The sequence below is a fragment of the Frigidibacter oleivorans genome (assembly GCF_003993775.1).
Taxonomy (GTDB): domain Bacteria; phylum Pseudomonadota; class Alphaproteobacteria; order Rhodobacterales; family Rhodobacteraceae; genus Frigidibacter; species Frigidibacter oleivorans.
In genome coordinates this window covers 1-25,450 of record NZ_RJRZ01000015.1, presented here as the reverse complement: position 1 = coordinate 25,450, position 25,450 = coordinate 1, and the positions used below count along the sequence as shown (strand labels likewise).

The following is a 25,450-nucleotide window of genomic DNA, read 5'->3' as shown; positions in this document are numbered from 1 at the left end:
TCCTCAACGCTCTTGGCGGCGCTGCGGACGGGGCGGAGCCCCTTCCTGCGCTTCCGCGTGGCGGCGGTCGCGGGCCTGCGGGTCGTGCTCCATGATCTCGCCCTTGAAGATCCAGACCTTGACGCCGATGATCCCGTAGGGGGTCGTGGCTTCCGACAGCGCATAGTCGATGTCGGCGCGCAGGGTGTGCAGCGGCACGCGGCCTTCGCGGTACCATTCGGTCCGGGCGATCTCGGCCCCGCCGAGACGGCCGCCGACATTGACCCGGATGCCGAGCGCACCCATCCGCATCGCGTTCTGCACGGCGCGCTTCATCGCGCGGCGGAACGACACGCGGCGTTCCATCTGCTGCGCGATCGATTCTGCCACCAGCTGGGCGTCCACCTCGGGCTTGCGGACCTCGACGATGTTGAGGTGCAGTTCCGACTTGGTGAAGTTGGCCAGCTTCTTGCGCAGGGTTTCGATATCGGCGCCCTTCTTGCCGATGATCACGCCCGGACGCGCGGTGTGAATCGTCACCCGGCACTTCTTGTGCGGACGCTCGATGATCACGCGGCTGACGCCCGCCTGCTTGCACTCTTCATGGATGAAGTCGCGCATCTTCAGGTCTTCCAGCAGCAGGTTGCCATAGTCCTTCGACTCGGCGAACCAGCGGCTGTCCCAGGTGCGGTTGACCTGCAGGCGCATCCCGATCGGGTTGACCTTCTGTCCCATTACGCTTGCTCCCCGACGGTTTCCTCGACCTGGCGCACCTTGATCGTCAGTTCCGAGAAGGGCTTCATGATCTTGCCATAGCGACCCCGGGCCCGCGGACGGCCCCGCTTCATCACCAGGTTCTTGCCGACCCAGGCCTCGGCGACGATCAGGCTGTCGACATCGAGGTTGTGGTTGTTCTCGGCATTGGCGATGGCCGACTGCAGGCACTTCTTCACGTCGCCCGCGATGCGGCGCTTCGAGAAGGTGAGGTCGGCCAGCGCCTTGTCCACCTTCTTGCCGCGGATCATGGCGGCGACGAGGTTCAGCTTCTGCGGCGAGGTGCGCAGCATGCGCGAGATCGCCTGCGCTTCGTTGTCCGCCACGCGGCGCGGATTCTGTTCCTTACCCATGACGGTTTACTTCCTCTTGGCTTTCTTGTCGGCGGCGTGGCCGTAATAGGTCCGCGTCGGCGAGTATTCACCGAACTTCTGGCCGATCATCTCTTCGGTGACGGCAACGGGGATGTGCTTGTGCCCGTTGTAGACGCCGAAGGTCAGCCCGACGAACTGCGGCAGGATGGTCGAGCGGCGCGACCAGATCTTGATCACTTCGCTCTTGCCCGAATCACGCGCCTTCTCGGCCTTTTTCAGGACGTAGGCGTCGACGAAAGGACCTTTCCAAACAGAACGGCTCATGGATCAGCGTCCTTTCTTCTTCGCGTGGCGAGACCGCAGGATGTACTTGTCGGTCGCCTTGTTGCTGCGGGTGCGCTTGCCCTTGGTGTCCTTGCCCCACGGGGTGACCGGGGTCCGGCCGCCCGAGGTGCGGCCTTCGCCGCCGCCATGCGGGTGGTCGATCGGGTTCATCGCGACGCCGCGGACCGAGGGACGCTTGCCGAGGTGGCGGGTCCGGCCGGCCTTGCCGAGGTTCTGGTTCGAGTGGTCGGCGTTCGAGACCGCGCCCACGGTCGCCATGCATTCCTGGCGGACCAGACGCAGCTCGCCCGAGCTGAGGCGGATCTGCGCATAGCCGCCGTCACGGCCGACGAACTGCGCATAGGTGCCGGCGGCGCGCGCCAGCTGACCGCCCTTGCCGGGCTTCAGCTCGACATTGTGAACGATCGTGCCGATCGGCATGCCCGAGAAGGGCATCGCGTTGCCGGGCTTCACGTCGGTCTTGGTGCCGGCGATGACGCTGTCGCCCACGGCCAGGCGCTGCGGCGCGAGGATATAGGCCTGCTCGCCATCCGCATAGCGGACCAGCGCGATGAAGGCGGTGCGGTTCGGGTCATATTCGATCCGCTCCACCGTCGCGGCCACATCGAACTTCCGACGCTTGAAGTCCACGATGCGGTACAGACGCTTCGCGCCGCCGCCGATGCGGAACGCGGTGATCCGTCCGGTGTTGTTCCGGCCCCCGTTCTTCGTCAGGCCCTCGGTGAGGGACTTGACGGGACGGCCTTTCCAAAGCTCCGAACGGTCGATCAGAACCAGCCCACGCTGGCCAGGCGTCGTCGGTTTATACGACTTGAGTGCCATGCTTTCTGTCTTCCGTCAGCTTCTGGGTCTTGCGACCCGGTTTCCGTAAATGCTCGACGGCCCCGGAAATCCGGGGCCGCGCGAGTCGCGGTTCTCTATCAGAGGCCGGTGGCCACGTCGATAGTGTTCCCCTCCTCGAGGGTCACATAGGCCTTCTTCACGTCGCTGCGCTCGCCGGGGCGGCCGCGGAAACGCTTGGTCTTGCCCTTGGTGATGGTGGTGTTGACCGCCTTCACCTTCACGCCGAAGACCGCCTCGACCGCTTCCTTGATCGCGGGCTTGGTGGCATCGCGGCGGACTTGGAACACGACGGCATTCGCCTCGGAGGCCATGGTGGCCTTCTCGGTGATCACCGGCTTCAGGATCAGGTCGAAATGTTCGGGTTTCGCGCTCATTTCACGTCCCCTTTGCCAAGGCGGGCTTCCAGCGCCTCGACACCCGCCTTCGTGATCACCAAAGTGTCACGCTTCAGGATGTCGTAGACATTGGCGCCGATGGTCGGCAGCACGTCGATGCCGTCGATGTTGCGGGCGGCCCGGGCGAAGTTCTCGTTCACCGCGGCGCCGTCGATGATCAGCACGCGCTTCCAGCCCAGCTCCTTGGCGGCGCGGGCCAGCATCGCGGTCTTGGCCTCGGCCATCTCGGCCACGTCCAGTACCACGAGGTTGCCGGCCTTCGCCTTGGCCGACAGCGCGTGGCGCAGGCCGAGCGCGCGGAACTTCTTCGGCAGGTCATGGGCGTGGCTGCGCGGGGTCGGACCCTTGTAGACACCGCCCTTGCGGAAGATCGGCGCCTTGCGCGAGCCGTGGCGTGCGCCGCCCGTGCCCTTCTGGCGATAGATCTTCTTGGTCGAATAGCTGACATCCGACTTGCCCAGCACCGAATGGGTGCCGGCCTGGGCCTTGGCGCGCTGCCAGCGCACGACACGATGCAGGATGTCCGCGCGCGGCTCCAGGCCGAACAGCGCCTCGTCCAGATCGATCGAGCCGGCCTTGCCGCCGTCGAGCTTGATCACGTCGAGTTTCATTTGTCTTCCCCTTCCGGAGCTTCGTCCGCGGCGGCAGAGCCGTTCTCGGCTTCGGCCAGGGCTGCGGCTTCGGCGGCGGCCTGCGCTTCGGCCGCGGCCTTCGCGGCGGCTTCAGCCTCGGCGGCGGCTTCGGCGGCGGCGGCCTCGGCGGCGCGCTTGGCCTCTTCGGCATGGCTGCGCAGCGCGGCCGGCAGGATGACGTTCTCGGGGACCGGCTTCTTCACCGCGTCCTTGATCGTGACCCAGCCGCCCTTGGACCCGGGGACCGAGCCCTTGACCATGATCAGGCCACGGTCGCTGTCGGTGCGCACGATCTGGATGTTCTGGGTGGTCACGCGGACCGCGCCCAGATGACCCGCCATCTTCTTGCCCTTGAACACCTTGCCGGGGTCCTGGCACTGGCCGGTCGAACCGTGCGAACGGTGGCTGATCGACACGCCGTGCGAGGCGCGCAGACCGCCGAAGTTGTGCCGCTTCATCGCACCGGCAAAGCCCTTGCCGATCGAGGTGCCGGCGATGTCGACGAACTGGCCGGCAAAGTAGTGGTCGGCCGTGATCTCTTCACCGACGGCGATCAGGTTCTCGGGGGCGACCCGGAACTCGGCGATCTTGCGCTTGGGCGCCACGTTCGCCTTGGCGAAGTGGCCGCGCATCGCGGCGGTCGTGTTCTTGGCCTTGGCCGAGCCCGCGCCAAGCTGGACGGCGCTGTAGCCGTCACGCTCGACCGTGCGCTGAGCCACGACCTGCAGGTTGTCGAGTTGCAGCACGGTCACCGGGACCTGCTTGCCATCCTCGAGGAACAGCCGGGTCATGCCCAGCTTCTTGGCGATCACTCCGGAACGCAGCATCGTCACGCCCTCCTCAGACCTTGATCTCGACGTCCACGCCCGCCGCGAGGTCGAGCTTCATCAGCGCGTCCACGGTCTGGGGCGTCGGGTCGACGATGTCGAGCAGGCGCTTGTGCGTGCGGATCTCCCACTGGTCGCGCGACTTCTTGTCGATATGCGGACCACGGAGAACCGTGAATTTCTCGATCTTGTTCGGCAGCGGGATCGGGCCGCGCACCTGCGCGCCGGTCCGCTTGGCCGTATTGACGATCTCCTGCGTGCTGGCGTCGAGCACGCGGTAATCGAAGGCCTTCAGCCGGATGCGGATGTTGGTACCTTGCATCATGTCGCCTCGTTCAGAGGTCTCGGTTGAGAGGCAGATCCGGCCTCATGCCGGGCCTGCGTCGAACCGTCTTTGTCAGGGACGCGCGGCGATACACCGCGCAGCCCCGTCGTTCAAGAGAAAATCCGGCCCGGACGATGCCGGGCCGGAAAATTCTGCTGCAACCCTCTTACTTGAGGATCTTGGAAACGACACCTGCGCCGACGGTGCGGCCGCCTTCGCGGATGGCGAAGCGCAGTTTCTCTTCCATCGCGATCGGGGCGATCAGCTCGACCTCGAACTTCAGGTTGTCGCCCGGCATCACCATCTCGGTGCCTTCCGGCAGCTTCACCGTCCCGGTCACGTCCGTGGTGCGGAAGTAGAACTGCGGACGGTAATTGGCGAAGAACGGCGTGTGGCGCCCGCCCTCTTCCTTGGTCAGGATATAGGCCTCGGCCTCGAAATGGGTGTGCGGCTTCACCGAGCCGGGCTTGCACAGCACCTGGCCGCGCTCCACGCCGTCCCGGTCGATCCCGCGCAAGAGCGCCCCGATGTTGTCGCCCGCCTCGCCGCGGTCCAGCAGCTTGCGGAACATCTCGACGCCGGTGCAGGTCGATTTCTGCGTGGCACGGATGCCCACGATCTCGACCTCGTCGCCGACGTTGATCACGCCGCGCTCCACCCGGCCGGTCACGACCGTGCCGCGGCCCGAGATCGAGAACACGTCCTCGATCGGCATCAGGAACGGCTGGTCCACCGGACGCGCCGGGGTCGGGATGTAGCTGTCCACCGCATCCATCAGCGCCCGGATCGACTTCTCGCCGATCTCCTCGTCGCGGCCTTCCAGCGCCGCCAGCGCCGAGCCCTTGATGATCGGGATGTCGTCGCCGGGATAGTCATAGGAGGCCAGCAGTTCCCGCACTTCCATCTCGACCAGTTCCAGCAGTTCCTCGTCATCCACCTGGTCGACCTTGTTCAGGTAGACGACCATGTAGGGGATGCCGACCTGGCGGCCCAGCAGGATGTGCTCGCGCGTCTGCGGCATCGGGCCGTCGGCCGCGTTCACCACCAGGATCGCGCCGTCCATCTGCGCCGCGCCGGTGATCATGTTCTTCACATAGTCGGCGTGGCCGGGGCAGTCCACATGCGCATAGTGACGGTTCGCCGTCTCGTATTCCACATGCGCCGTCGAGATCGTGATCCCCCGCGCACGCTCTTCCGGCGCCGCGTCGATCTGGTCATAGGCCTTGAATTCGCCGAAATACTTCGTGATCGCCGCCGTCAGCGTCGTCTTGCCGTGGTCAACATGCCCGATCGTCCCCACGTTCACGTGCGGTTTCGTCCGTTCAAACTTTGCCTTTGCCATCATGGCCTCCTGTATCGGTCACGGTGCGTGAGCCACGCACCCTACATGGGTAGGGTGCGCCCTTCCGGGCGCACCGCGCTTATGCGTATTTCTTCTGGATCTCGTCCGAGATGTTCTGCGGGACCGGGTCGTAGTGGTCGAACAGCATCGTGAACACGGCGCGACCCGAGGACATGGAGCGCAGGTTGTTGATGTAGCCGAACATGTTGGCCAGCGGCACGAAGGCGTTGATCACGTTGGCGTTGCCGCGCGATTCCTGCCCCGTCACCATGCCGCGCCGCGAGGTCAGGTCGCCGATGATCGACCCGGTATATTCCTCGGGCGTCACCACCTCGACCTTCATGATCGGTTCCAGCAGCTTCGCACCGGCCTTGCGCAGGCCTTCCCGCATCGCGGCACGCGAGGCGATCTCGAAGGCCAGGACCGAGGAGTCGACGTCGTGGAAGGCACCGTCCAGCAGCGCGACCTTGAAGTCGATCACCGGGAAGCCGGCGAGCGGGCCCGAGTCCATGACCGACTTGATGCCCTTCTCGACGCCGGGGATGTATTCCTTCGGCACCGCGCCGCCGACGATCTTCGACTCGAAGCTGTAGCCTTCGCCCGCTTCGGTCGGGGTGATCGCCAGCTTGACGCGGGCGAACTGGCCCGTGCCGCCGGTCTGCTTCTTGTGCGTGTAGTCGATCTCGGCCGGCTGCGAGATGGTCTCGCGATAGGCCACCTGCGGCGCGCCGATATTCGCCTCGACCTTGAACTCGCGCCGCATGCGGTCGACGAGGATGTCGAGGTGAAGTTCGCCCATGCCCTTCATGATCGTCTGGCCCGATTCCAGATCGGTCTCGACGCGGAAGGAGGGGTCCTCGGCGGCCAGACGCGCCAGCGCCAGACCCATCTTTTCCTGGTCGGCCTTCGACTTCGGCTCGACCGCGATCTCGATCACCGGCTCGGGGAAAGTCATCGTTTCCAGCACGACCGGGTTCGCCGGGTCGCAGAGGGTGTCGCCGGTGGTGGTCTCTTTCAGACCGGCCAGCGCGATGATGTCGCCCGCGAAGGCTTCGTCGATCTCTTCCCGGTTGATGGCGTGCATCATCATCATCCGGCCGACGCGCTCGCGCTTGCCCTTCGTCGCATTCATCATCTGGTCGCCCTTCTTGAGGACGCCGGAATAGAGGCGGGTGAAGGTCAGCGAGCCCACGAAGGGGTCGTTCATGATCTTGAAGGCGAGGCCCGCGAAGGGCTGCGCGTCATCGGCCGAACGGGCGATGTTCCGGGTTTCCGTCTCGTCGCCCGGCGCGAAGCCCATATAGGCGGGCACGTCCAGCGGCGAGGGCAGGTAGTCGATCACGGCGTTCAGCATCGGCTGCACGCCCTTGTTCTTGAAGGCCGAACCGCAGGTGACCGGCACGAAGGTCATGCTGAGGCAGGCCTTGCGGATCAGCTTGCGCAGGGTGTCGACATCCGGCTCGGTGCCCTCGAGATAGGCCTCCATCGCGGTGTCGTCCATCTCGACGGCCAGTTCGATCAGCTTGCCGCGCCATTCCTCGGCCTCGGCCTTCAGCTCGGCACGAACCTCCTGACGGGTCCAGGACGCGCCCAGATCCTCGCCTTTCCAGGTCCACTCTTCCATCGTCACGAGGTCGATGATGCCTTCCAGCTTGTCCTCGGCGCCGATCGGCAGGGCGATCGGGGCGGGGGTGGCGCCGGTACGGTCCTTGATCATGCGGACGCAGTTGAAGAAGTCGGCGCCGATCTTGTCCATCTTGTTGACGAACACGATGCGCGGAACCTTGTAGCGGTCGGCCTGACGCCACACCGTTTCGGTCTGGGGCTCGACGCCGGCATTGGCGTCGAGAAGGCAGACCGCACCGTCGAGCACCGCCAGCGAACGTTCGACCTCGATGGTGAAGTCGACGTGGCCGGGGGTGTCGATGATGTTAAAGCGGTACTTCGTGTCCGAGGTGCCCTGCGCCGTCGGATCTTCCTGGCGCTGCCAGAAGGTCGTCGTCGCGGCCGAGGTGATGGTGATCCCCCGCTCCTGCTCCTGCTCCATCCAGTCCATCGTCGCGGCGCCTTCATGCACCTCGCCGATCTTGTGGGACTTGCCGGTGTAATACAGAATCCGCTCGGTCGTCGTGGTCTTGCCCGCGTCGATATGGGCCATGATCCCGAAGTTCCGGTAGCGGTTCAGGGGATAGTCGCGTGCCATTGGGCAGTCCTCAGGCTGAAGTTGTTACCAGCGGTAGTGGCTGAACGCCTTGTTGGCGTCGGCCATCTTGTGGGTGTCTTCGCGCTTCTTCACCGCGGTCCCGCGCGAGTTCGCGGCGTCGAGCAGCTCGCCCGCGAGGCGCTCTTCCATCGTGTTCTCGTTGCGGTTCTTGGCGGCGGTGATCAGCCAGCGGATCGCCAGCGCCTCCCGGCGCTCGGGGCGGACCTCGACGGGCACCTGGTAGGTCGCACCGCCGACCCGGCGCGAGCGGACCTCGACCGAGGGCTTCACGTTGTCGAGGGCCTCGTGGAAGACCTCGACCGGCTCGCGCTTCAGCCGGGTCTGCACCCGGTCGAGGGCGTTGTAGACGATGCGCTCGGCGACGGACTTCTTGCCGTCGACCATCAGGTTGTTCATGAATTTCGAGATGACGCGGTCGCCGAACTTGGCATCCGGCAGGACTTCGCGCTTCTCGGCAGCGTGACGACGGGACATATGCGCCTCTCCTTACTTCGGACGCTTCGCGCCGTATTTCGAACGGCGTTGACGACGGTCTTTGACACCCTGGGTATCCAACACACCGCGCAGGATGTGATAGCGGACACCCGGAAGGTCCTTCACCCGGCCCCCGCGGATGAGCACGACCGAGTGCTCTTGGAGGTTGTGCTTTTCACCGGGGATGTAGCTGATCACCTCGAAACCGTTGGTCAGCCGCACCTTGGCGACCTTCCGCATGGCGGAGTTCGGTTTCTTCGGGGTCGTCGTGTACACGCGGGTGCACACGCCACGCTTCTGCGGGCAGGATTGGAGGTGCTGCGACTTGGAGCGCTGCACCTTGGGCTGCCGCGGTTTGCGGATCAGCTGCTGGATCGTCGGCATATAGCTCGCCCTATGTTGCGGCCCGTTCAGTACTCGCCCGTCGGCGGGACATTCGGGGGCAGTCGTCAGTGATGTGCCCTGCGCGTCCGCAAAACACCAAAACCGCATCCGTCCCCTGCGCGGGGACGACGCGGTGGAGTTCCAGAGGATCGGGACCGACCGGCCCGGATCTTGACCACATTCATTCAGATACACACGGGCAGAGCCTTCCCCACCACGCGAGTGCGCGCCGTATATGGGGAGTCGCGGGGGTTGTCAACAGCAGCCCCTCGGCCCGCGGGGTCCGCGGACCGGCGGTCACGCCTGCGACGCGCCCCGCTTACCTGCCAGCCGGCTTTCCCGCCACAGGGTGAACAGGCCCGAGACGATGACGATGCCCGCGCCGGCCAGCGTCAGCCGGTCGGGCAGCTGACCGAAGCTGATCCAGCCCAGCAGGATCGCCCACAGCAGCGCGGTATAGCGGAAGGGCGCCACCACCGCCATCTCGCCGGTGCGCATCGCCATGGTGATGCAGAGGTAGCCCGCGATCAGGAAGGCGCCCGAACCCGCCAGCTGCACCGCCGCCACCGGGGGCACCGGTGCCCAGCCCTGGAACGGGCTCGCCACCGCCCCCAGCAGCATCACCGCGATCGCGGCATAGGCCACCACGGTCATCGAGGGCAGGTCGGCCGACAGCCGGCGGGTGGACAGGTCGCGCAGCGCCACCGCCAGCATCGCGGCCAGCCCCATCAGCGACCAGACGTTGAACCCCTCGGCCCCCGGCTTGATGATCAGCAGCACGCCCACAAATCCCGCCAGCACCGCCAGCAGCCGGCGCCAGCCGATCCCTTCGCCGAAGACGACCGCCGCCAGCAGCGTCATCACCAGCGGCAGCGACTGCATGATCGCCGACAGGTTGGCCAGCGCCATGTACTGCAGCGCGGTCAGGAACAGGGCCGTCGCCAGCACCTCGCCCGCCAGCCGCAGCGCCATCACCCCGCGGTCGCGGCGCGGCAGTCCCAGACGGATGTCGCCCGTCACCCGCGACAGCCCTGCCAGCAGCAGCAACGTCACCACCCCGCGCAGGAAGATCGCCTGAAACAGCGGCACCTCGCGGGTCGCGGCCTTCATCAGCGTGTCATTGCCGGTGAAGGCGGCCATCGCCGCCACCATCAACAGGACACCCGCGAGATTTCCGGACGGTCGCATCATGCTGCCGCCATACCAGCGCCGCGCCGGCGCAGCCAGAGCACCCGCACTGGACGGAGCCGGGGCGGCATGGTTCAACGTGCCATCTGCCCGGAGGTCCGATGCGTGCGCTGGTCATATCCTCGATGCGGGACGAAGGTCCGTTCATCGTCGAATGGGTTACCTGGTACCGGCTGATCGGCTTTACCGACATCCTCGTGCTGACCAATGACTGCAGCGACCATTCGCCGGACCTGCTCGATGCGCTGCAGGCGGCGGGCTGGGTGACGCATGTGCGCGCCACCATCCCGGACGGCGCCTATCCGCAGCAGGCCAAACTGCGCCGCGCCCGCCGGCATCCGCTGGTGGCCGAGGCGGACTGGATCCTGATCTGCGACGTCGACGAATTCCTGGTCATCCACCGGGGCGAGGGCCGGATCGGCGACCTGCTGCCCGCGGGCGACGCCCCCTTTACCGGCATGTCGATCAACTGGCGGGTGTTCGGCACCGGCAACCGGCTAGACTGGGGCGACGGGCTGGTGCACCGGCAGTTCCACCGCTGCGCCTGGCGGGTGCATGGCGTCAATCGCTGGTTCAAGGGGCTGTTCCGGCGGCCCGAGATCTTCGGCAAGTTCCAGTCGCACGGACCTTCGGGCTTCGACCGCGCGACGGCGGGGGCGGACTGGGGCGCCGAACCGCTGGTCTGGGTCAATTCCGCCGGCACCGTCCTGCCCGACTGGCACCCCGAAGGCGCCTATATGCGGATGACGCCCCAGCACCTGACGACCCATGAGGCCGCGCAGATCAACCACTACATGCTGCGGTCCGAGGAAAGTTTTTCGCTGAAGCGCGGGACGCTCAGCGCCGCGGCGCTGAAGGACCGCTATACCGACGAATTCTTCGACCGATTCAACCGGAACGAGGCCGAGGATACCAGCGCGCTACGCCATGCCGCCGCCTTCGACGCGCTGCACGCCCGGGCGATGACCCTGCCTGGCGTCGCGCGGCTGCACCACCTGTGCTGCGCCGACTATGCCGCCCGGCTGGCCGCCCGGGCCGGGCGTGCGCCGGAGGACGACCCCCGCCGCCGCCTGCACCTGATCCGCGCCGCAGCGGCGCGGTAAGGGGGCAGCCACACGCAAACGGCCCCGCATCGCTGCGGGGCCGTCCTGTTGCTGACGGTGGCCTCAGGCCGCCGGGATCAATCCCGGCTTTCCGGCGTGTCCACCAGACCGAAGGCGTCCTCGTCCTCGCCGATCACCTCGCCCATCCCCATCGGGGCGGCGAGGGCCGCGGCGCGTTCGGCCTCGGCCCGGCGCTGCTCGATCACCGCCTGATCGCGGTCGGACGCGATCTTGCGGATGCGCGAGGTCGCGCCGCCGGTGCCGGCCGGGATCAGCCGGCCGACGATGACGTTTTCCTTCAGGCCCACAAGCTTGTCGCGCTTGCCCTGAACGGCAGCCTCGGTCAGCACCCGGGTCGTTTCCTGGAAGGACGCCGCCGAGATGAAGCTGCGGGTCTGCAGGCTGGCCTTGGTGATGCCGAGCAGCACCGGCTCGCCCACTGCCGGACGGGCGCCGCGGGCGATGACCTTGGCGTTCTCTTCCTCGAACTCCGCCTTGTCGATGTGCTCGCCTTTCAGCAGCGTCGTCTCGCCGGAATCGAGGATCTCGATCTTCTGCAGCATCTGGCGGACGATCACCTCGATGTGCTTGTCGTTGATCTTCACGCCCTGCAGCCGGTAGACGTCCTGCACCTCGTCGATCAGGTAGTCGGCCAGCGCCTCGATCCCCATGATGCGCAGGATGTCATGCGGCGCGGGGTTGCCGTCCATGATGTAGTCGCCCTTCTGCACGAAGTCGCCTTCCTGCACCGGGATGTGCTTGCCCTTCGGCACCATGTACTCGACCGTCTGCATCGTCTCGTCGGTCGGCTCGATCGTGATCCGGCGTTTGTTCTTGTAGTCCTTGCCGAAGCGCACGTAGCCGTCGATCTCGGCGATGATGGCGTGGTCCTTCGGACGACGGGCCTCGAACAGTTCCGCCACGCGGGGAAGACCCCCGGTGATGTCCTTGGTCTTGGCACCTTCGCGCGGGATACGCGCCACCACGTCGCCGGCCTTCACCTCCTGCCCGTCCTCGACCGACAGGATGGCGTCCACCGACATCGGATAGCTGACCGGGTTGCCCTGCTCGTTGCGCACGGGCTCGCCGGATTCGCCGTCCATGATGATGATCTCGGGCTTCAGGTCGTTGCCGCGCGGCGCGGTGCGCCAGTCGGTGACGATCTTCTGGGTCATGCCCGTGGCTTCGTCGGTTTCCTCGCGCACGGCGATCCCCGAGATCAGGTCCACGAACTTCGCCACGCCCGCCTTTTCGGCGATGATCGGCAGGGTATAGGGGTCCCATTCGAACAGCTTGGCACCGCGTTTGACGGTGGCGCCTTCCTTGACGAAGATCTTCGAGCCGTAGGACAGCTTGTGGCTGGCCCGTTCCTGGCCGGCCTCGTCGATGATGGCGAGCTGCATGTTCCGGCCCATCACGATCTGCTCGCCATTCGCGTTGACGAGGATGTTCGGGTTGCGGAACTCGATCACGCCTTCCTGGCTGGCTTCGAGGAACGACTGCTGGCCGCCCTGCGCGATGCCGCCGATGTGGAAGGTCCGCATCGTCAGCTGCGTGCCGGGTTCGCCGATCGACTGCGCGGCGATGATGCCCACCGCCTCGCCCTGGTTCACCAGCGTCCCGCGCGCGAGGTCGCGGCCATAGCACATGGCGCAGACGCCCTCTTCGGCCTCGCAGGTCAGGGCCGAACGGATGCGCATCGCCTGCACGCCCGCCGTCTCGACCGCATCGGCCTTGCGCTCGTCGATCAGTTCGTTCTTGCGCACGACCACCTCGTCGGTGCCCGGCACCAGCACGTCCTCGGCCGCGACGCGGCCCAGGATGCGTTCGCTGAGCGGCGAGACCACCTCGCCGTCATTGACGGCGGCCGAGGCAGTGATCGCCCGTTCCGTGCCGCAGTCATGCAGCCGGATGATGCAGTCCTGCGCCACGTCGACCAGACGGCGGGTCAGGTAGCCTGAGTTCGCGGTCTTCAGCGCGGTATCGGCCAGACCCTTCCGCGCGCCGTGGGTGGAGTTGAAGTACTCCAGCACGGTCAGGCCTTCCTTGAAGTTCGAGATGATCGGCGTCTCGATGATCTCGCCCGACGGCTTGGCCATCAGGCCGCGCATCCCGCCCAGCTGTTTCATCTGCGCAGGCGAACCCCGTGCCCCAGAGTGGGACATCATGTAGACGGAGTTCGGCTCTTTCTCGGCCCCGGCATCGTCCTTACGGACCGCCGAGATTTCCTTCATCATCTCGGCCGCGACGGCATCCGAACATTTCGACCAGGCATCGACGACCTTGTTGTACTTCTCACCCTGGGTGATCAGGCCGTCCATGTACTGCTGTTCGAATTCCTTCACCTGATCCTGGACGTCGCCCACGATCTTCCACTTGCTGTCCGGGATGACCATGTCGTCCTTGCCGAACGAGATGCCGGCCCGGAAGGCCTCGCGGAAGCCCAGACCCATGATCTGGTCGCAGAAGATGACCGACTCCTTCTGCCCGCAATAGCGGTAGACGGTGTCGATGACGTTCTGCACGTCCTTCTTCCGCAGCAGGCGGTTCACCAGCTCGAACGGGGCCTTGGCATTCAGCGGCAGCAGGCTGCCCAGACGGACCCGGCCCGGCGTGGTTTCGAAGCGCTTGGACACCTCGTTGCCTTCGGAATCGATCTGCTTGACCCGCGCGGTGATCTTGGAATGCAGATGCACCGCACCCGCGTTCAGCGCGTGTTCCACCTCTTCGACCGAAGCGAAGGCCATGCCCTCGCCCGGCATCCCGTCCCGCGCCATCGACACATAGTAGAGGCCCAGCACCATGTCCTGCGAGGGCACGATGATCGGCGCGCCGTTGGCGGGCGACAGCACGTTGTTGGTCGACATCATCAGCACGCGCGCTTCCAGCTGGGCTTCCAGCGAAAGCGGAACGTGCACGGCCATCTGGTCACCGTCGAAGTCGGCGTTGAAGGCCGAGCAGACCAGCGGGTGGAGCTGGATCGCCTTGCCTTCGATCAGGATGGGTTCAAACGCCTGGATGCCCAGACGGTGCAGCGTCGGCGCGCGGTTCAGAAGGACCGGATGTTCGCGGATCACCTCGTCGAGGATATCCCAGACCTCGGGGCGCTCCTTCTCGACCAGCTTCTTCGCCTGCTTGACGGTCGAGGACAGGCCCTTCGCCTCCAGCCGCGAATAGATGAACGGCTTGAACAGTTCGAGCGCCATCTTCTTCGGCAGGCCGCACTGGTGCAGCTTCAGTTCCGGCCCGGTCACGATGACCGAGCGGCCCGAGAAGTCCACCCGCTTGCCCAGAAGGTTCTGGCGGAACCGGCCCTGCTTGCCCTTCAGCATGTCCGACAGCGATTTCAGCGGGCGCTTGTTGGCACCCGTGATCACGCGGCCGCGGCGGCCGTTGTCGAACAGCGCATCGACCGATTCCTGCAGCATCCGCTTTTCGTTGCGGACGATGATGTCGGGCGCGCGCAGTTCGATCAGCCGCTTCAGGCGGTTGTTCCGGTTGATGACCCGGCGGTAGAGGTCGTTCAGGTCCGAGGTCGCGAAACGGCCCCCGTCCAGCGGTACCAGCGGGCGCAGTTCCGGCGGGATGACCGGGATCACGGTCAGCACCATCCATTCCGGGCGGTTGCCGGATTCGAGGAAGGATTCGACGATCTTCAGCCGCTTGATGATCTTCTTCGGCTTCAGCTCGCCGGTGGCCTCCTTCAGCTCCTCGCGCAGCTGGTCGGCAGTGGCCTCGAGGTCGATGGCCGCCAGCATCTCGCGGATCGCCTCGGCGCCGATATTGGCGGTGAAGGCGTCAGCCCCGTACTGGTCCTGCGCGTCGAGGAAGTCTTCCTCGGTCAGCAGCTGGCCATAGGTCAGGTCGGTCAGGCCCGGCTCGATGACGACGTAGTTCTCGAAATAGAGGATGCGCTCCAGATCGCGCAGCGTCATGTCCAGCATCAGGCCGATGCGCGAGGGCAGCGACTTCAGGAACCAGATATGCGCGACGGGCGCGGCCAGCTCGATATGGCCCATGCGTTCGCGGCGGACCTTCTGCAGCGTGACTTCCACGCCGCATTTCTCGCAGACGACGCCGCGATACTTCATCCGCTTGTACTTGCCGCAGAGGCACTCGTAGTCCTTGATCGGCCCGAAGATGCGCGCGCAGAACAGGCCGTCGCGTTCGGGCTTGAACGTGCGGTAGTTGATGGTCTCGGGCTTCTTGATCTCGCCGTAGGACCAGCTGAGGATCCGCTCGGGCGAGGCCAGCGAGATCTTGATCTCGTCGAAGGACTTCGGCGCGGCGAGCGGGTTGAACGGATTCGCGGTCAGTTCCTGGTTCATCTTCCAATCCTTGCAATCGGGCGGTGGCGGCGGGGCGACGGGATCGCCCCCCCCGGGGACCGAGAGGCGGGGCTAGCCCGCCTGCCGGTCACTCCTCTCCATCCGCATCCAGGAGTTCCATGTTGAGGCCCAGACCCCGGACCTCTTTCACCAGCACGTTGAAGCTTTCGGGGACGCCGGCCTCGAAGTTGTCCTCGCCCTTGACGATCGACTCGTAGACCTTGGTCCGGCCCGCCACGTCGTCCGACTTGACGGTCAGCATCTCCTGCAGGGTGTAGGCCGCGCCATAGGCTTCCAGCGCCCAGACCTCCATCTCGCCGAACCGCTGGCCGCCGAACTGGGCCTTGCCGCCCAGGGGCTGCTGCGTGACGAGGCTGTAGGGCCCGGTCGAACGCGCGTGGATCTTGTCGTCGACAAGGTGGTGCAGTTTCAGCAGGTACTTGACCCCGACGGTGACCTTCCGCGCGAACTTCTCGCCCGACCGGCCGTCGAACAGCTCCGACTGGCCCGAGGTGTCGAAGCCCGCCCGCATCAGCGCGTCGTTGACATCGGCCTCCTTCGCGCCGTCGAAGACGGGCGTGGCGATCGGCACGCCGCGGCGGACCGCGCCGGCCTTCTCCAGCAGCTCGTCTTCCTCGAGGTCGCCGAAGGCGTCCTCATAGGCATCGGGACCGTAGCCGTGCTTCAGCGCGTCGCGGACCGGGGTCATGTCGCCGTTGCGGCGATAGTCGTTCAGCGCATCGTCGATCCGCAGGCCCAGACCGCGCGCGGCCCAGCCCATATGGGTTTCGAGGATCTGACCGACGTTCATCCGCGACGGCACGCCCAGCGGGTTCAGCACCATGTCGACAGCGGTGCCATCGGCGAGGAACGGCATGTCCTCGATGGGCACCACCTTGGACACGACACCCTTGTTGCCGTGACGGCCGGCCATCTTGTCGCCCGGCTGCAGCTTGCGCTTCACCGCCACGAACACCTTGACCGACTTCATCACGCCCGGGGGCAGGTCGTCGCCACGGCGGACCTTTTCGACCTTGTCCTCGAACCGGTGCTCCAGCGCCCGCTTCTGCGCCTCGAACTGCGAGTTCAGCGCCTCGACCTGCTGCGCATCGGCCTCTTCGCCGAGTGCCAGCTGCCACCACTGGCCGCGCGACAGCGTTTCCAGCAGCTCCTCGGTGATCTCGGTCCCGGCCTTGATGCCCTTCGGACCCTTCACCGCGGACTTGCCGAGGATCATCGACTTCAGACGCGCATAGATGTTGCGTTCGAGGATGTGCAGCTCGTCGTCCCGGTCCCGGGCCAGACGCTCCACCTCTTCCCGCTCGATCTGCAGCGCACGTTCGTCCTTGTCGACGCCGTGGCGGTTGAACACGCGGACCTCGACCACCGTGCCGTAGTCACCCGGCGGCAGGCGCAGCGAGGTATCGCGCACGTCCGACGCCTTTTCCCCGAAGATGGCGCGCAGAAGTTTCTCTTCCGGCGTCATCGGGCTTTCGCCCTTGGGGGTGATCTTGCCCACGAGGATGTCGCCCGGCCCCACTTCGGCGCCGATATAGACGATGCCGGCCTCGTCGAGGTTGCGCAGCGCCTCTTCGCCCACGTTCGGGATGTCGCGGGTGATCTCTTCCGGGCCCAGCTTGGTATCGCGGGCCGAAACCTCGTATTCCTCGATATGGATCGAGGTGAACACGTCGTCACGGACGATGCGTTCCGAGATCAGGATCGAGTCCTCGTAGTTGTAGCCGTTCCACGGCATGAAGGCGACGATGACGTTCTTGCCGAGCGCCAGTTCCCCCATGTCGGTCGACGGACCGTCGGCGATCACCTCGCCCTTGCGGATGCGGTCGCCCACCTTCACCAGCGGCTTCTGGTTGATGCAGGTGTTCTGGTTCGAACGCTGGAACTTGCGCAGACGGTAGATGTCCACGCCAGCATCGCCGATCTCCAGGTCTTCCGTCGCCCGGATCACGATCCGGGTGGCATCGACCTGGTCGATCACGCCGCCGCGGCGCGCCATGATCGCGGCGCCGGAATCCTGGGCCACCACGGCCTCGATCCCGGTGCCGACGAAGGGCGCGTCGGCCTGCAGCAGCGGCACCGCCTGCCGCTGCATGTTCGAACCCATCAGCGCGCGGTTGGCGTCGTCGTTTTCGAGGAACGGGATCAGCGAGGCCGCAACCGAGACCAGCTGCTTCGGCGACACGTCGATCAGGTCCACCGCATCCGGCGGGTTCAGCATGAATTCGCCCGACTGGCGGGTCGAGATCAGGTCCGACACGAAACGGCCTTCGGCGTCGAGTTCGGCATTCGCCTGCGCGACGGTGTGGCGCATTTCCTCGGTGGCCGACATGTACTGCACGTCATCCGTGACCTTGCCGCCGGAAACCTTGCGGTAGGGGGTCTCGATGAAGCCGTACTTGTTCACCCGGGCGAAGGTCGCCAGCGAGTTGATCAGGCCGATATTCGGGCCTTCCGGCGTCTCGATCGGGCACATCCGGCCATAGTGGGTCGGGTGAACGTCGCGAACCTCGAAGCCCGCGCGTTCGCGGGTCAGACCGCCCGGCCCGAGCGCCGACAGACGCCGCTTGTGCGTCACTTCCGACAGCGGGTTGGTCTGGTCCATGAACTGCGACAGCTGCGACGAGCCGAAGAATTCGCGCACCGCCGCCGCCGCCGGCTTGGCGTTGATCAGGTCCTGCGGCATCACCGTGTCGATCTCGACCGAGGACATGCGTTCCTTGATCGCGCGTTCCATCCGCAGCAGGCCGACGCGATACTGGTTTTCCATCAGCTCGCCCACCGACCGCACCCGGCGGTTGCCGAGGTGGTCGATATCGTCGATCTCGCCCTTGCCGTCGCGCAGTTCGACCAGCGCCTTGATGCACGAGATGATGTCCTCGCGGCGCAGGGTGCGCTGCGTGTCGGGCGCATCGAGGTTCAGGCGCATGTTCATCTTGACCCGGCCCACGGCCGACAGGTCATAGCGTTCGCTGTCGAAGAACAGGCTGTTGAACAGGGTCGAGGCGGCCTCGACGGTCGGCGGCTCGCCCGGGCGCATCACGCGGTAGATGTCCATGAGCGCGCCGTCGCGGTTCATGTTCTTGTCCGCGGCCATCGTGTTGCGGATGTAGGGACCGACGTTGACGTTGTCGATGTCCAGCACCGGGATGTCGGTGATGCCGTTGTCCAGCAGGACCTTCAGCGTGCCGCCGGTGATCTCGCCGTCGCGGTCATAGGTCAGGGTGATCTCGTCCCCGGCCTCGACATAGATCGCGCCCGTTTCCTCGTTGATGATGTCCTTGGCGACGAAGCGGCCGACGATGTGGTCGAAGGGCACCAGCAGTTCGGTGACCTTGCCCTCGTCCTGCAGCTTCTTGACCATCCGCGGCGTGACCTTGTCGCCCGCCTTGCAGATGACCTCGCCGGTGGCGGCGTCGATCAGGTCATAGGTCGGACGGGTGCCCCGCACGCGTTCGGGGAAGAAGCGGGTGACCCAGCCGCGGTTCTTCATGTGCTTGAAGGCGACGGTGTTGTAATAGGCATCCATGATGCCTTCCTGATCCAGCCCGAGGGCATAGAGCAGGGTGGTCACCGGCAGCTTGCGGCGACGGTCGATGCGCGCGAACACGATGTCCTTGGCGTCGAACTCGAAGTCCAGCCAGGACCCGCGATAGGGGATGATCCGGCAGGCGAACAGCAGCTTGCCCGAGGAATGGGTCTTGCCCTTGTCATGGTCGAAGAACACGCCGGGCGAACGGTGCATCTGGCTCACGATGACGCGTTCGGTGCCGTTCACGATGAACGTCCCGTTGGGCGTCATCAGGGGCATGTCGCCCATGTAGACGTCCTGTTCCTTGATGTCCTTGACGGATTTCGCCCCGGTATGTTCGTCGATATCGAACACGATCAGGCGCAGCGTCACCTTCAGCGGCGCGCTGTAGGTCATGTCGCGCGCCTGGCATTCGTCGACGTCGTATTTCGGCTTCTCGAGTTCGTATTTCACGAACTCGAGGATGGCATTCTCGTTGAAGTCCTTGATCGGGAAGACCGACTGGAAGACGCCCCGGATCCCCTCGCCGTCCGCCGCCTGCGGGCCGTCGCCGGATTTCAGGAACAGGTCATAGGAGGATTTCTGGACCTCGATGAGGTTCGGCATCTCCAGCACTTCGCGGATCTTGCCGAAATACCTGCGGATACGCTTCTGGCCAACGTAGCTCTGAGCCATGCTCGTCGTCACCTTTCGTCTTCTCTGCGCACGTCCCGTCGGGGCCACGGACACGCCGCCGAATGAAGGGGGTGAGGTTCCATTCCCGCCGACCGTCCCACCGGGCGGCACCCGAACCTCGAACCGCGCCTTGGAGAGGCCCTGCCCCGCTCGTGCCGAACGGGACCTCTCCAAGACGGGTCAGGCCGGGCCCGGGAAACCCGGACCCAGCCATCTTTCATGCCTCGGGATGCGGAACGCGCATCCGTCTGGATTACTTCAGCTCGACCTTGGCGCCAGCAGCTTCGAGCTTCTTCTTCAGCTCTTCGGCTTCGGACTTCGGCGCGGCTTCCTTCACCTTGCCGCCGGCCTCGACCAGATCCTTCGCCTCTTTCAGGCCCAGGCCGGTGATGGCGCGGACTTCCTTGATGACGTTGATCTTGTTGGCGCCGGCGTCGGTCAGGACGACGTCGAACTCGGTCTTTTCCTCTTCGGCGGCAGCAGCCGGGCCAGCGGCCGGGCCAGCCATCATGACGGCGCCACCGGCAGCCGGCTCGATGCCGTATTCGTCCTTGAGGATGGTTTTCAGTTCCTGGGCCTGCAGCAGCGTCAGGTTGACGATTTGCTCGGCGAGTGCTTTCAGATCAGCCATTTCTCTGTTCCGTTCTAAAGATGGGGGTCCAACGTCAGGGCGACAACCCTACGCGGCACTTGGTTGCTCACGCGGCTTCCCGTTCCTCGAGGGTCTTGAGGATGCCGGCAATGTTCGAAGCGGGCGCGCCGATCGCACCGGCGACGTTCGAGGCAGGGGCGCCGATGCAAGCCACGATCGAAGCAATAAGCTCCTCGCGCGACGGCATCTGGGCCACAGCTTTCACACCGGCCTGGTCGAGGACCGTGGTGCCCATCGCACCGCCAAGGATCACGAACTTCTCGTTCTTCTTGGCATAGGCGTCCGAGACCTTCGCCGCGGCGACGGGGTCTTCGGAGAAGGCGAACACGGTCATCCCCTTGAGAAGCGCACCCATGCTTTCGCCGGGCTTGCCTTCGAGGGCGATCTTGGCGAGCCTGTTCTTGGCGACGCGGACAGACCCGCCGACGGCACGCATCTCCGCCCGCAGGTCCTGCATCTGAGCAACTGTCATGCCTTCGTAGTGGGCAACCACCACGACGCCAGAGCTTTCGAAGATCTGGCCGAGTTCCTCGACCACTTTCTCTTTCTGGGCTCTATCCACAGTTTCACTCCAAGTATGGGGGTTTCCCCCCGGCTCAGTTCCGCCCCGCCGGAAGGCGGGGCATACGAGTCCGGTATTACGGGCTACCCAACCCACATCCCGAAGCGCGTTCGAGAGCGAAATTGACTGATCCCGTCTCGGGCAGGACTTATGGATGCCCACCGTCTCGGACGTGCACCGACCGGCAACGACGAATCGCTACCGGGCCGGAGATTGCTTCCTAGTCGGAACGGGGGCGCTTTCCAAGAGCCGATTGCGCAACAGCAGGCACAGCCCGCGCTGCCGCCTGCCGGATCCGCCGCGATCGCGGCTGGCGCAGAGGCTAGCGCATCTTCGGCCCGCGGACCAGCGGCGCGAGCGACGGGGCCGAAAAGAAGACGGGGCCGAAAAGAAACGGGCGGCCCCCAAGGGCCGCCCGCATCGCATTCCGTCCGCTGGCCTCAGGCCGCGGTGGTGGCCGCCGTGGTGGCCGAGGTCAGGTCCAGGGTCACGCCCGGGCCCATGGTCGAGGACAGCGACACCTTCTTCAGATAGGTGCCCTTGGCGCCCGTGGGCTTGGCCCGGCTGACCGCCTCGACGAAGGCGCGGACGTTCTGCGCGAGCTTGTCGCCCTCGAACGAGACCTTGCCGACGCCGGCATGGATCACGCCCGCCTTCTCGACCTTGAACTGCACCTCGCCGCCCTTGGCGGCCTCGACGGCAGTCTTCACGTCCATCGTCACCGTGCCGACCTTCGGGTTCGGCATCAGGTTGCGCGGGCCGAGGATCTTGCCCAGACGGCCCACCAGCGGCATCATGTCCGGCGTCGCGATGCAACGGTCGAACTCGATCTTGCCCGACTGGATGGTTTCCATCAGGTCTTCGGCGCCGACGATGTCGGCCCCCGCCGCCTTGGCCTCGTCGGCCTTGGCGCCGCGCGCGAACACCGCGACGCGGACGGTCTTGCCGGTGCCGTTCGGCAGCTGGCAGACGCCACGGACCATCTGGTCGGCGTGGCGCGGATCGACGCCGAGGTTCATTGCGATCTCGACCGTCTCGTCGAACTTGGCCGAGGCCGCCTGCTTGATCAGCGCGACCGCCTCTTCGACGGACAGGTTCGCCTTGCCCTCGAACTGGGCGCGGGCAGTCTGGGTGCGTTTACCGTGCTTGGCCATGACTTACCCCTTGACCTCGATACCGATCGACTTCGCCGACCCGAGGATGATCTGCATCGCCGCCTCGACGTCGTTGGCGGAGAGGTCCTTCATCTTGGCTTCGGCGATCTGGCGCACCTGCGCGACAGTGACATAGCCCGCGACCTCGCGGCCCGGCTTGGCCGAGCCCTTCGGACGGTTGCGCTTGCCCACCGGCTTCAGGCCCGCGGCCTTCTTCAGGTAGAACGATGCCGGCGCCGTCTTCATCTCGAAGGTGAAGGACTTGTCGGCATAGTAGGTGATGATCACCGGAGTGGGGGTGCCCTGCTCCATCTCCTGCGTGCGAGCGTTGAACTCCTTGCAGAAGGCCATGATGTTGATGCCGCGCTGACCGAGCGCGGGACCGATGGGCGGGGAAGGGTTGGCTTGCCCCGCCTTGACTTGCAGCTTCAGCTGCCCGACGACTTTCTTGGCCATGTGGCCTCTCCTCTGTCACCTGCCCGCGACCTGCGGGCCTTGGTTTAGCGGTCAGCGGACGGGATGCCCCGTCCTCCCGCAGCGATCACTCAGGCGCCTTTCGACACCTGGGTGAATTCCAGTTCGACCGGGGTGGGGCGGCCGAAGATCGACACCGTCACCTTCAGGCGGTTCGACGCTTCGTCCACTTCCTCCACCATGCCGGTAAAGCCCTCGAAGGGGCCGTCGGCCACCTTCACCTGTTCCCCGATCTCGAAGCGGATCAGGTTGCGCGGCTGCGCCTCGCCCTCTTCCACCCGGTTCAGGATCGCGTTCACCTCGGCGTCGCGCATCGGCATCGGCTTGCCCTGCGGGCCGAGGAAGCCGGTGACGCGGTTGATCGAGATGATCGCGTGATAGGCGCGATCGGTCATCTCCATGCGGACGAGCACATAGCCCGGCATGAAGCGGCGTTCGGAGGTGACCTTCTTGCCGCGGCGGATCTCGATGACCTCTTCCGTCGGCACCAGCACTTCCTCGATCTCGTCCTCGAGACCCTTCTCGGCCACGGCTTGCCGGATCTGCTCGGCGACCTTCTTCTCGAAATTCGAGAGGACGCTCACCGAATACCAACGCTTCGCCATTCCGCCTTACCCCGCATCGCCGGCGGATCGTCCGCCGCAGTCTGTCATTCCATCCGTTCCGGCAGATGCCGGTCCCCCGATGCAAAAAGCGCGCACCACCGAATCGATGCGCGCCGGTTGCAAAAGGTCCGCCCGCCTTACCCGCGAACCGGGTCGCGTTCAAGGGCGGCCCGCGTCCGTCGCGACGGCCGGCCCGAGACGGCCTGCCTTACTGGCCGAAGACGTTCAGCGCCGCCGTCAGCCCCGACCGGATCGCCAGATCGACGAGGAAGAAGAAGACCGAGGCCAGCGTCGCCATGATCAGCACCATGACGGTGGTCAGCCCCACCTCGCGGCGCGTCGGCCAGACGACCTTGGCGACTTCCGACCGGACCTGCTGCATGAACTGGAGCGGATTTGCCATTGTCGTTCCCCTGCTGCGGCGCCTCCGGATCTGTCCGGGCGCCGTGTCGCAGGGCAGATACCGGCAACCGTTGCCGAATTCAAGTGCGGGGCGCGGAGGCCTGACGACAGGCCGCACCGGGGCGCCGGCAGGCACCGCTCTGCGCCCTGAGGATCGTCGGCATGTCGGGGGAAGACGACCGTGGCAGGGGCAGCAGGGCTCGAACCCGCGACCTACGGTTTTGGAGACCGTCGCTCTACCAGCTGAGCTATACCCCTGTGGTCGTGAAGGGCGGGGTAAGCCACGGCGGCGGGGAAATCAAGGCCCATTTCCGCGCCCGCCGCCGCCGGTCCGCGAATGCAGAAGGTCCGCCCGGGAGGGCGGACCTTGCAGGCCACGAAGAGCCGTCGCGATCGGGCGTCCTCGCCCGGCCGCTCAGTGCGCGCGCGTCAGTTCAGGATCGCGCGGACCTGCGCCGCGGCGCCGCTGTCGTCGCCGTGGATCGCGGATTGCAGCGCGACGACCTGATAGGTGCTGAGGTCGCTCAGGTCCGCATTCGGCACGAGGCTCCGGATCTCGCTGATCTCGATGCGCGACAGGGTGGGCGTGTAGGTGTCGGCCGAGGCGACACCGGCAACGGCCACGAGGGCGGCGGCAGCAATGGCAAGGGTTTTCATGACTTCGTCTCCTTTTTGTCCCGTCCGCCGGTCTGTCGCGCGGGTCGCGCCGTGGCGGTGCCGGGCCGGGCGTCCTGCCCGGTTCAAGGCATATGGGCCAGCAAATCCGGCGACGGAAATCGCGGTTCGCTCACGCGCCGTCGCGGGAATGTGACCTTGCGGTGAGGCCCTGCGTTGCAGGTTCGCGCGCCGCGGGTTCCCGACGGATGAAGATGCTCGCGATCCCGTGATCGCGCCGTGAGGTCCGGGGGTTTCCGGGGGGCCGCACCGACAGCCGCATTTCGCGCACAGACGGCCCGGATGTCGCGGCAGACAAAGAAAAAGGGCCGCCCGAAGGCGGCCCTCACGACATGGATCGAGGAGAACTTACTTGAGGATTTTCGACACCACACCTGCGCCGACGGTGCGGCCGCCTTCGCGGATGGCGAAGCGCAGTTTCTCTTCCATCGCGATCGGGGCGATCAGCTCGACCTCGAACTTCAGGTTGTCGCCCGGCATCACCATCTCGGTGCCTTCCGGCAGCTTCACCGTCCCGGTCACGTCCGTGGTGCGGAAGTAGAACTGCGGACGGTAGTTGGCGAAGAACGGCGTGTGGCGCCCGCCCTCTTCCTTGGTCAGGATATAGGCCTCGGCCTCGAAATGGGTGTGCGGCTTCACCGAGCCGGGCTTGCACAGCACCTGGCCGCGCTCCACGCCGTCCCGGTCGATCCCGCGCAAGAGCGCGCCGATGTTGTCGCCCGCCTCGCCGCGGTCCAGCAGCTTGCGGAACATCTCGACGCCGGTGCAGGTCGATTTCTGCGTGGCGCGGATGCCCACGATCTCGACCTCGTCGCCGACATTGATCACGCCGCGCTCCACCCGGCCGGTCACCACCGTGCCGCGGCCCGAGATCGAGAACACGTCCTCGATCGGCATCAGGAACGGCTGGTCCACCGGACGCGCCGGGGTCGGGATGTAGCTGTCCACCGCATCCATCAGCGCCCGGATCGACTTCTCGCCGATCTCCTCGTCGCGGCCTTCCAGCGCCGCCAGCGCCGAGCCCTTGATGATCGGGATGTCGTCGCCGGGATAGTCATAGGAGGCCAGCAGTTCCCGCACTTCCATCTCGACCAGTTCCAGCAGTTCCTCGTCATCCACCTGGTCGACCTTGTTCAGGTAGACGACCATGTAGGGGATGCCGACCTGGCGGCCCAGCAGGATGTGCTCGCGCGTCTGCGGCATCGGGCCGTCGGCCGCGTTCAC

The 25,450-nt window shown here is 65.8% G+C and carries 24 protein-coding genes and 1 tRNA gene; 1 reads left to right on the top strand and 24 read right to left on the bottom strand.

Features of this window, described 5'->3' with window-relative positions:
- Positions 1–3: 3 nt before the first annotated feature.
- From rpsC to EEY80_RS15620, 13 genes are all read right to left on the bottom strand, one after another.
- Entirely contained in the window at positions 4–714 is a 711-nt protein-coding gene (gene rpsC, locus EEY80_RS15680) for a 30S ribosomal protein S3 (RefSeq protein ID WP_126978040.1), read from the bottom strand.
- Positions 714–1,106 (bottom strand): 50S ribosomal protein L22, encoded by a 393-nt coding sequence (rplV, locus tag EEY80_RS15675; RefSeq protein ID WP_126978038.1) that lies wholly within the window; start codon positions 1,104–1,106, stop codon positions 714–716. Before rplV ends, rpsC begins: the two co-directional genes overlap by 1 nt.
- Positions 1,107–1,112: 6 nt before the next feature.
- On the bottom strand, positions 1,113–1,391 hold the full coding sequence (gene rpsS, locus EEY80_RS15670; RefSeq protein WP_126978036.1) for a 30S ribosomal protein S19: 279 nt from the start codon (positions 1,389–1,391) through the stop codon (positions 1,113–1,115).
- Positions 1,392–1,394: 3 nt separating this feature from the next.
- Positions 1,395–2,234, bottom strand: coding sequence for a 50S ribosomal protein L2 (gene rplB, locus EEY80_RS15665; protein WP_126978034.1), 840 nt, complete (start codon positions 2,232–2,234; stop codon positions 1,395–1,397).
- Between the two features lie 98 nt (positions 2,235–2,332).
- Positions 2,333–2,629: a 50S ribosomal protein L23 gene (locus EEY80_RS15660; protein ID WP_126978032.1), complete on the bottom strand. Its 297-nt coding sequence runs from the start codon at positions 2,627–2,629 to the stop codon at positions 2,333–2,335.
- On the bottom strand, positions 2,626–3,261 hold the full coding sequence (gene rplD / locus EEY80_RS15655) for a 50S ribosomal protein L4 (protein ID WP_126978030.1): 636 nt from the start codon (positions 3,259–3,261) through the stop codon (positions 2,626–2,628). The genes EEY80_RS15660 and rplD overlap by 4 nt, the downstream gene beginning before the upstream one ends.
- A complete protein-coding gene (gene rplC / locus EEY80_RS15650; protein WP_126978208.1) occupies positions 3,258–4,109 on the bottom strand; it encodes a 50S ribosomal protein L3 in 852 nt (283 codons plus the stop codon). The genes rplD and rplC overlap by 4 nt, the downstream gene beginning before the upstream one ends.
- Before the next feature lie 13 nt (positions 4,110–4,122).
- Entirely contained in the window at positions 4,123–4,431 is a 309-nt protein-coding gene (rpsJ, locus tag EEY80_RS15645) for a 30S ribosomal protein S10 (RefSeq protein WP_126978206.1), read from the bottom strand.
- Positions 4,432–4,600: 169 nt separating this feature from the next.
- Positions 4,601–5,776, bottom strand: a complete 1,176-nt coding sequence (gene tuf / locus EEY80_RS15640; protein ID WP_126978028.1) for an elongation factor Tu — start codon at positions 5,774–5,776, stop codon at positions 4,601–4,603.
- 79 nt (positions 5,777–5,855) lie between these two features.
- On the bottom strand, positions 5,856–7,979 hold the full coding sequence (gene fusA, locus EEY80_RS15635; protein ID WP_126978026.1) for an elongation factor G: 2,124 nt from the start codon (positions 7,977–7,979) through the stop codon (positions 5,856–5,858).
- A gap of 24 nt (positions 7,980–8,003) precedes the next feature.
- Positions 8,004–8,474, bottom strand: coding sequence for a 30S ribosomal protein S7 (rpsG, locus tag EEY80_RS15630; RefSeq protein WP_126978024.1), 471 nt, complete (start codon positions 8,472–8,474; stop codon positions 8,004–8,006).
- A gap of 12 nt (positions 8,475–8,486) precedes the next feature.
- Positions 8,487–8,858, bottom strand: a complete 372-nt coding sequence (rpsL, locus tag EEY80_RS15625; protein WP_010399029.1) for a 30S ribosomal protein S12 — start codon at positions 8,856–8,858, stop codon at positions 8,487–8,489.
- Between the two features lie 297 nt (positions 8,859–9,155).
- Entirely contained in the window at positions 9,156–10,049 is an 894-nt protein-coding gene (locus EEY80_RS15620) for a DMT family transporter (RefSeq protein WP_235829876.1), read from the bottom strand.
- A gap of 98 nt (positions 10,050–10,147) precedes the next feature.
- Here EEY80_RS15620 and EEY80_RS15615 point away from each other — a divergent pair, with 98 nt between their 5' ends.
- Positions 10,148–11,149: a glycosyltransferase family 2 protein gene (locus EEY80_RS15615; protein WP_235829875.1), complete on the top strand. Its 1,002-nt coding sequence runs from the start codon at positions 10,148–10,150 to the stop codon at positions 11,147–11,149.
- A 77-nt stretch (positions 11,150–11,226) separates the two neighbouring features.
- On the opposite strand, the gene rpoC is transcribed toward EEY80_RS15615, so the two are convergent.
- The 11 genes from rpoC to EEY80_RS15560 form a co-directional block, all read right to left on the bottom strand.
- Positions 11,227–15,477 (bottom strand): DNA-directed RNA polymerase subunit beta', encoded by a 4,251-nt coding sequence (gene rpoC, locus EEY80_RS15610; RefSeq protein ID WP_126978020.1) that lies wholly within the window; start codon positions 15,475–15,477, stop codon positions 11,227–11,229.
- Between the two features lie 88 nt (positions 15,478–15,565).
- Positions 15,566–19,702 (bottom strand): DNA-directed RNA polymerase subunit beta, encoded by a 4,137-nt coding sequence (gene rpoB, locus EEY80_RS15605; protein WP_126978202.1) that lies wholly within the window; start codon positions 19,700–19,702, stop codon positions 15,566–15,568.
- Positions 19,703–19,955: 253 nt separating this feature from the next.
- Entirely contained in the window at positions 19,956–20,333 is a 378-nt protein-coding gene (gene rplL / locus EEY80_RS15600) for a 50S ribosomal protein L7/L12 (RefSeq protein ID WP_126978018.1), read from the bottom strand.
- 67 nt (positions 20,334–20,400) lie between these two features.
- A complete protein-coding gene (gene rplJ / locus EEY80_RS15595; protein WP_126978016.1) occupies positions 20,401–20,916 on the bottom strand; it encodes a 50S ribosomal protein L10 in 516 nt (171 codons plus the stop codon).
- Between the two features lie 440 nt (positions 20,917–21,356).
- On the bottom strand, positions 21,357–22,070 hold the full coding sequence (rplA, locus tag EEY80_RS15590) for a 50S ribosomal protein L1 (RefSeq protein ID WP_126978014.1): 714 nt from the start codon (positions 22,068–22,070) through the stop codon (positions 21,357–21,359).
- A 3-nt stretch (positions 22,071–22,073) separates the two neighbouring features.
- Positions 22,074–22,526: a 50S ribosomal protein L11 gene (gene rplK / locus EEY80_RS15585; RefSeq protein ID WP_126978012.1), complete on the bottom strand. Its 453-nt coding sequence runs from the start codon at positions 22,524–22,526 to the stop codon at positions 22,074–22,076.
- A gap of 89 nt (positions 22,527–22,615) precedes the next feature.
- Positions 22,616–23,149: a transcription termination/antitermination protein NusG gene (nusG, locus tag EEY80_RS15580; protein WP_126978010.1), complete on the bottom strand. Its 534-nt coding sequence runs from the start codon at positions 23,147–23,149 to the stop codon at positions 22,616–22,618.
- A 208-nt stretch (positions 23,150–23,357) separates the two neighbouring features.
- Positions 23,358–23,552 carry a preprotein translocase subunit SecE gene (gene secE, locus EEY80_RS15575; protein WP_126978008.1) on the bottom strand — a complete coding sequence of 65 codons (195 nt, stop codon included), beginning with the start codon at positions 23,550–23,552 and terminating at the stop codon, positions 23,358–23,360.
- Between the two features lie 181 nt (positions 23,553–23,733).
- Positions 23,734–23,809 (bottom strand) — tRNA-Trp (locus tag EEY80_RS15570).
- 171 nt (positions 23,810–23,980) lie between these two features.
- Positions 23,981–24,208 (bottom strand): hypothetical protein, encoded by a 228-nt coding sequence (locus tag EEY80_RS15565; RefSeq protein WP_126978006.1) that lies wholly within the window; start codon positions 24,206–24,208, stop codon positions 23,981–23,983.
- A 366-nt stretch (positions 24,209–24,574) separates the two neighbouring features.
- Positions 24,575–25,450 (bottom strand): elongation factor Tu (locus tag EEY80_RS15560; protein ID WP_126978004.1); only part of this gene is annotated, 876 nt, incomplete at its 5' end.

Coding starts and splice junctions, on each gene's coding strand:
- rpsC (WP_126978040.1), bottom strand. CDS start 714: ATGGGACAGAAGGTCAACCCGATCGGGATGCGCCTGCAGGTCAACCGC.
- rplV (WP_126978038.1), bottom strand. CDS start 1,106: ATGGGTAAGGAACAGAATCCGCGCCGCGTGGCGGACAACGAAGCGCAG.
- rpsS (WP_126978036.1), bottom strand. CDS start 1,391: ATGAGCCGTTCTGTTTGGAAAGGTCCTTTCGTCGACGCCTACGTCCTG.
- rplB (WP_126978034.1), bottom strand. CDS start 2,234: ATGGCACTCAAGTCGTATAAACCGACGACGCCTGGCCAGCGTGGGCTG.
- EEY80_RS15660 (WP_126978032.1), bottom strand. CDS start 2,629: ATGAGCGCGAAACCCGAACATTTCGACCTGATCCTGAAGCCGGTGATC.
- rplD (WP_126978030.1), bottom strand. CDS start 3,261: ATGAAACTCGACGTGATCAAGCTCGACGGCGGCAAGGCCGGCTCGATC.
- rplC (WP_126978208.1), bottom strand. CDS start 4,109: ATGCTGCGTTCCGGAGTGATCGCCAAGAAGCTGGGCATGACCCGGCTG.
- rpsJ (WP_126978206.1), bottom strand. CDS start 4,431: ATGCAAGGTACCAACATCCGCATCCGGCTGAAGGCCTTCGATTACCGC.
- tuf (WP_126978028.1), bottom strand. CDS start 5,776: ATGGCAAAGGCAAAGTTTGAACGGACGAAACCGCACGTGAACGTGGGG.
- fusA (WP_126978026.1), bottom strand. CDS start 7,979: ATGGCACGCGACTATCCCCTGAACCGCTACCGGAACTTCGGGATCATG.
- rpsG (WP_126978024.1), bottom strand. CDS start 8,474: ATGTCCCGTCGTCACGCTGCCGAGAAGCGCGAAGTCCTGCCGGATGCC.
- rpsL (WP_010399029.1), bottom strand. CDS start 8,858: ATGCCGACGATCCAGCAGCTGATCCGCAAACCGCGGCAGCCCAAGGTG.
- EEY80_RS15620 (WP_235829876.1), bottom strand. CDS start 10,049: ATGATGCGACCGTCCGGAAATCTCGCGGGTGTCCTGTTGATGGTGGCG.
- EEY80_RS15615 (WP_235829875.1), top strand. CDS start 10,148: ATGCGTGCGCTGGTCATATCCTCGATGCGGGACGAAGGTCCGTTCATC.
- rpoC (WP_126978020.1), bottom strand. CDS start 15,477: ATGAACCAGGAACTGACCGCGAATCCGTTCAACCCGCTCGCCGCGCCG.
- rpoB (WP_126978202.1), bottom strand. CDS start 19,702: ATGGCTCAGAGCTACGTTGGCCAGAAGCGTATCCGCAGGTATTTCGGC.
- rplL (WP_126978018.1), bottom strand. CDS start 20,333: ATGGCTGATCTGAAAGCACTCGCCGAGCAAATCGTCAACCTGACGCTG.
- rplA (WP_126978014.1), bottom strand. CDS start 22,070: ATGGCCAAGCACGGTAAACGCACCCAGACTGCCCGCGCCCAGTTCGAG.
- rplK (WP_126978012.1), bottom strand. CDS start 22,526: ATGGCCAAGAAAGTCGTCGGGCAGCTGAAGCTGCAAGTCAAGGCGGGG.
- nusG (WP_126978010.1), bottom strand. CDS start 23,149: ATGGCGAAGCGTTGGTATTCGGTGAGCGTCCTCTCGAATTTCGAGAAG.
- secE (WP_126978008.1), bottom strand. CDS start 23,552: ATGGCAAATCCGCTCCAGTTCATGCAGCAGGTCCGGTCGGAAGTCGCC.
- EEY80_RS15565 (WP_126978006.1), bottom strand. CDS start 24,208: ATGAAAACCCTTGCCATTGCTGCCGCCGCCCTCGTGGCCGTTGCCGGT.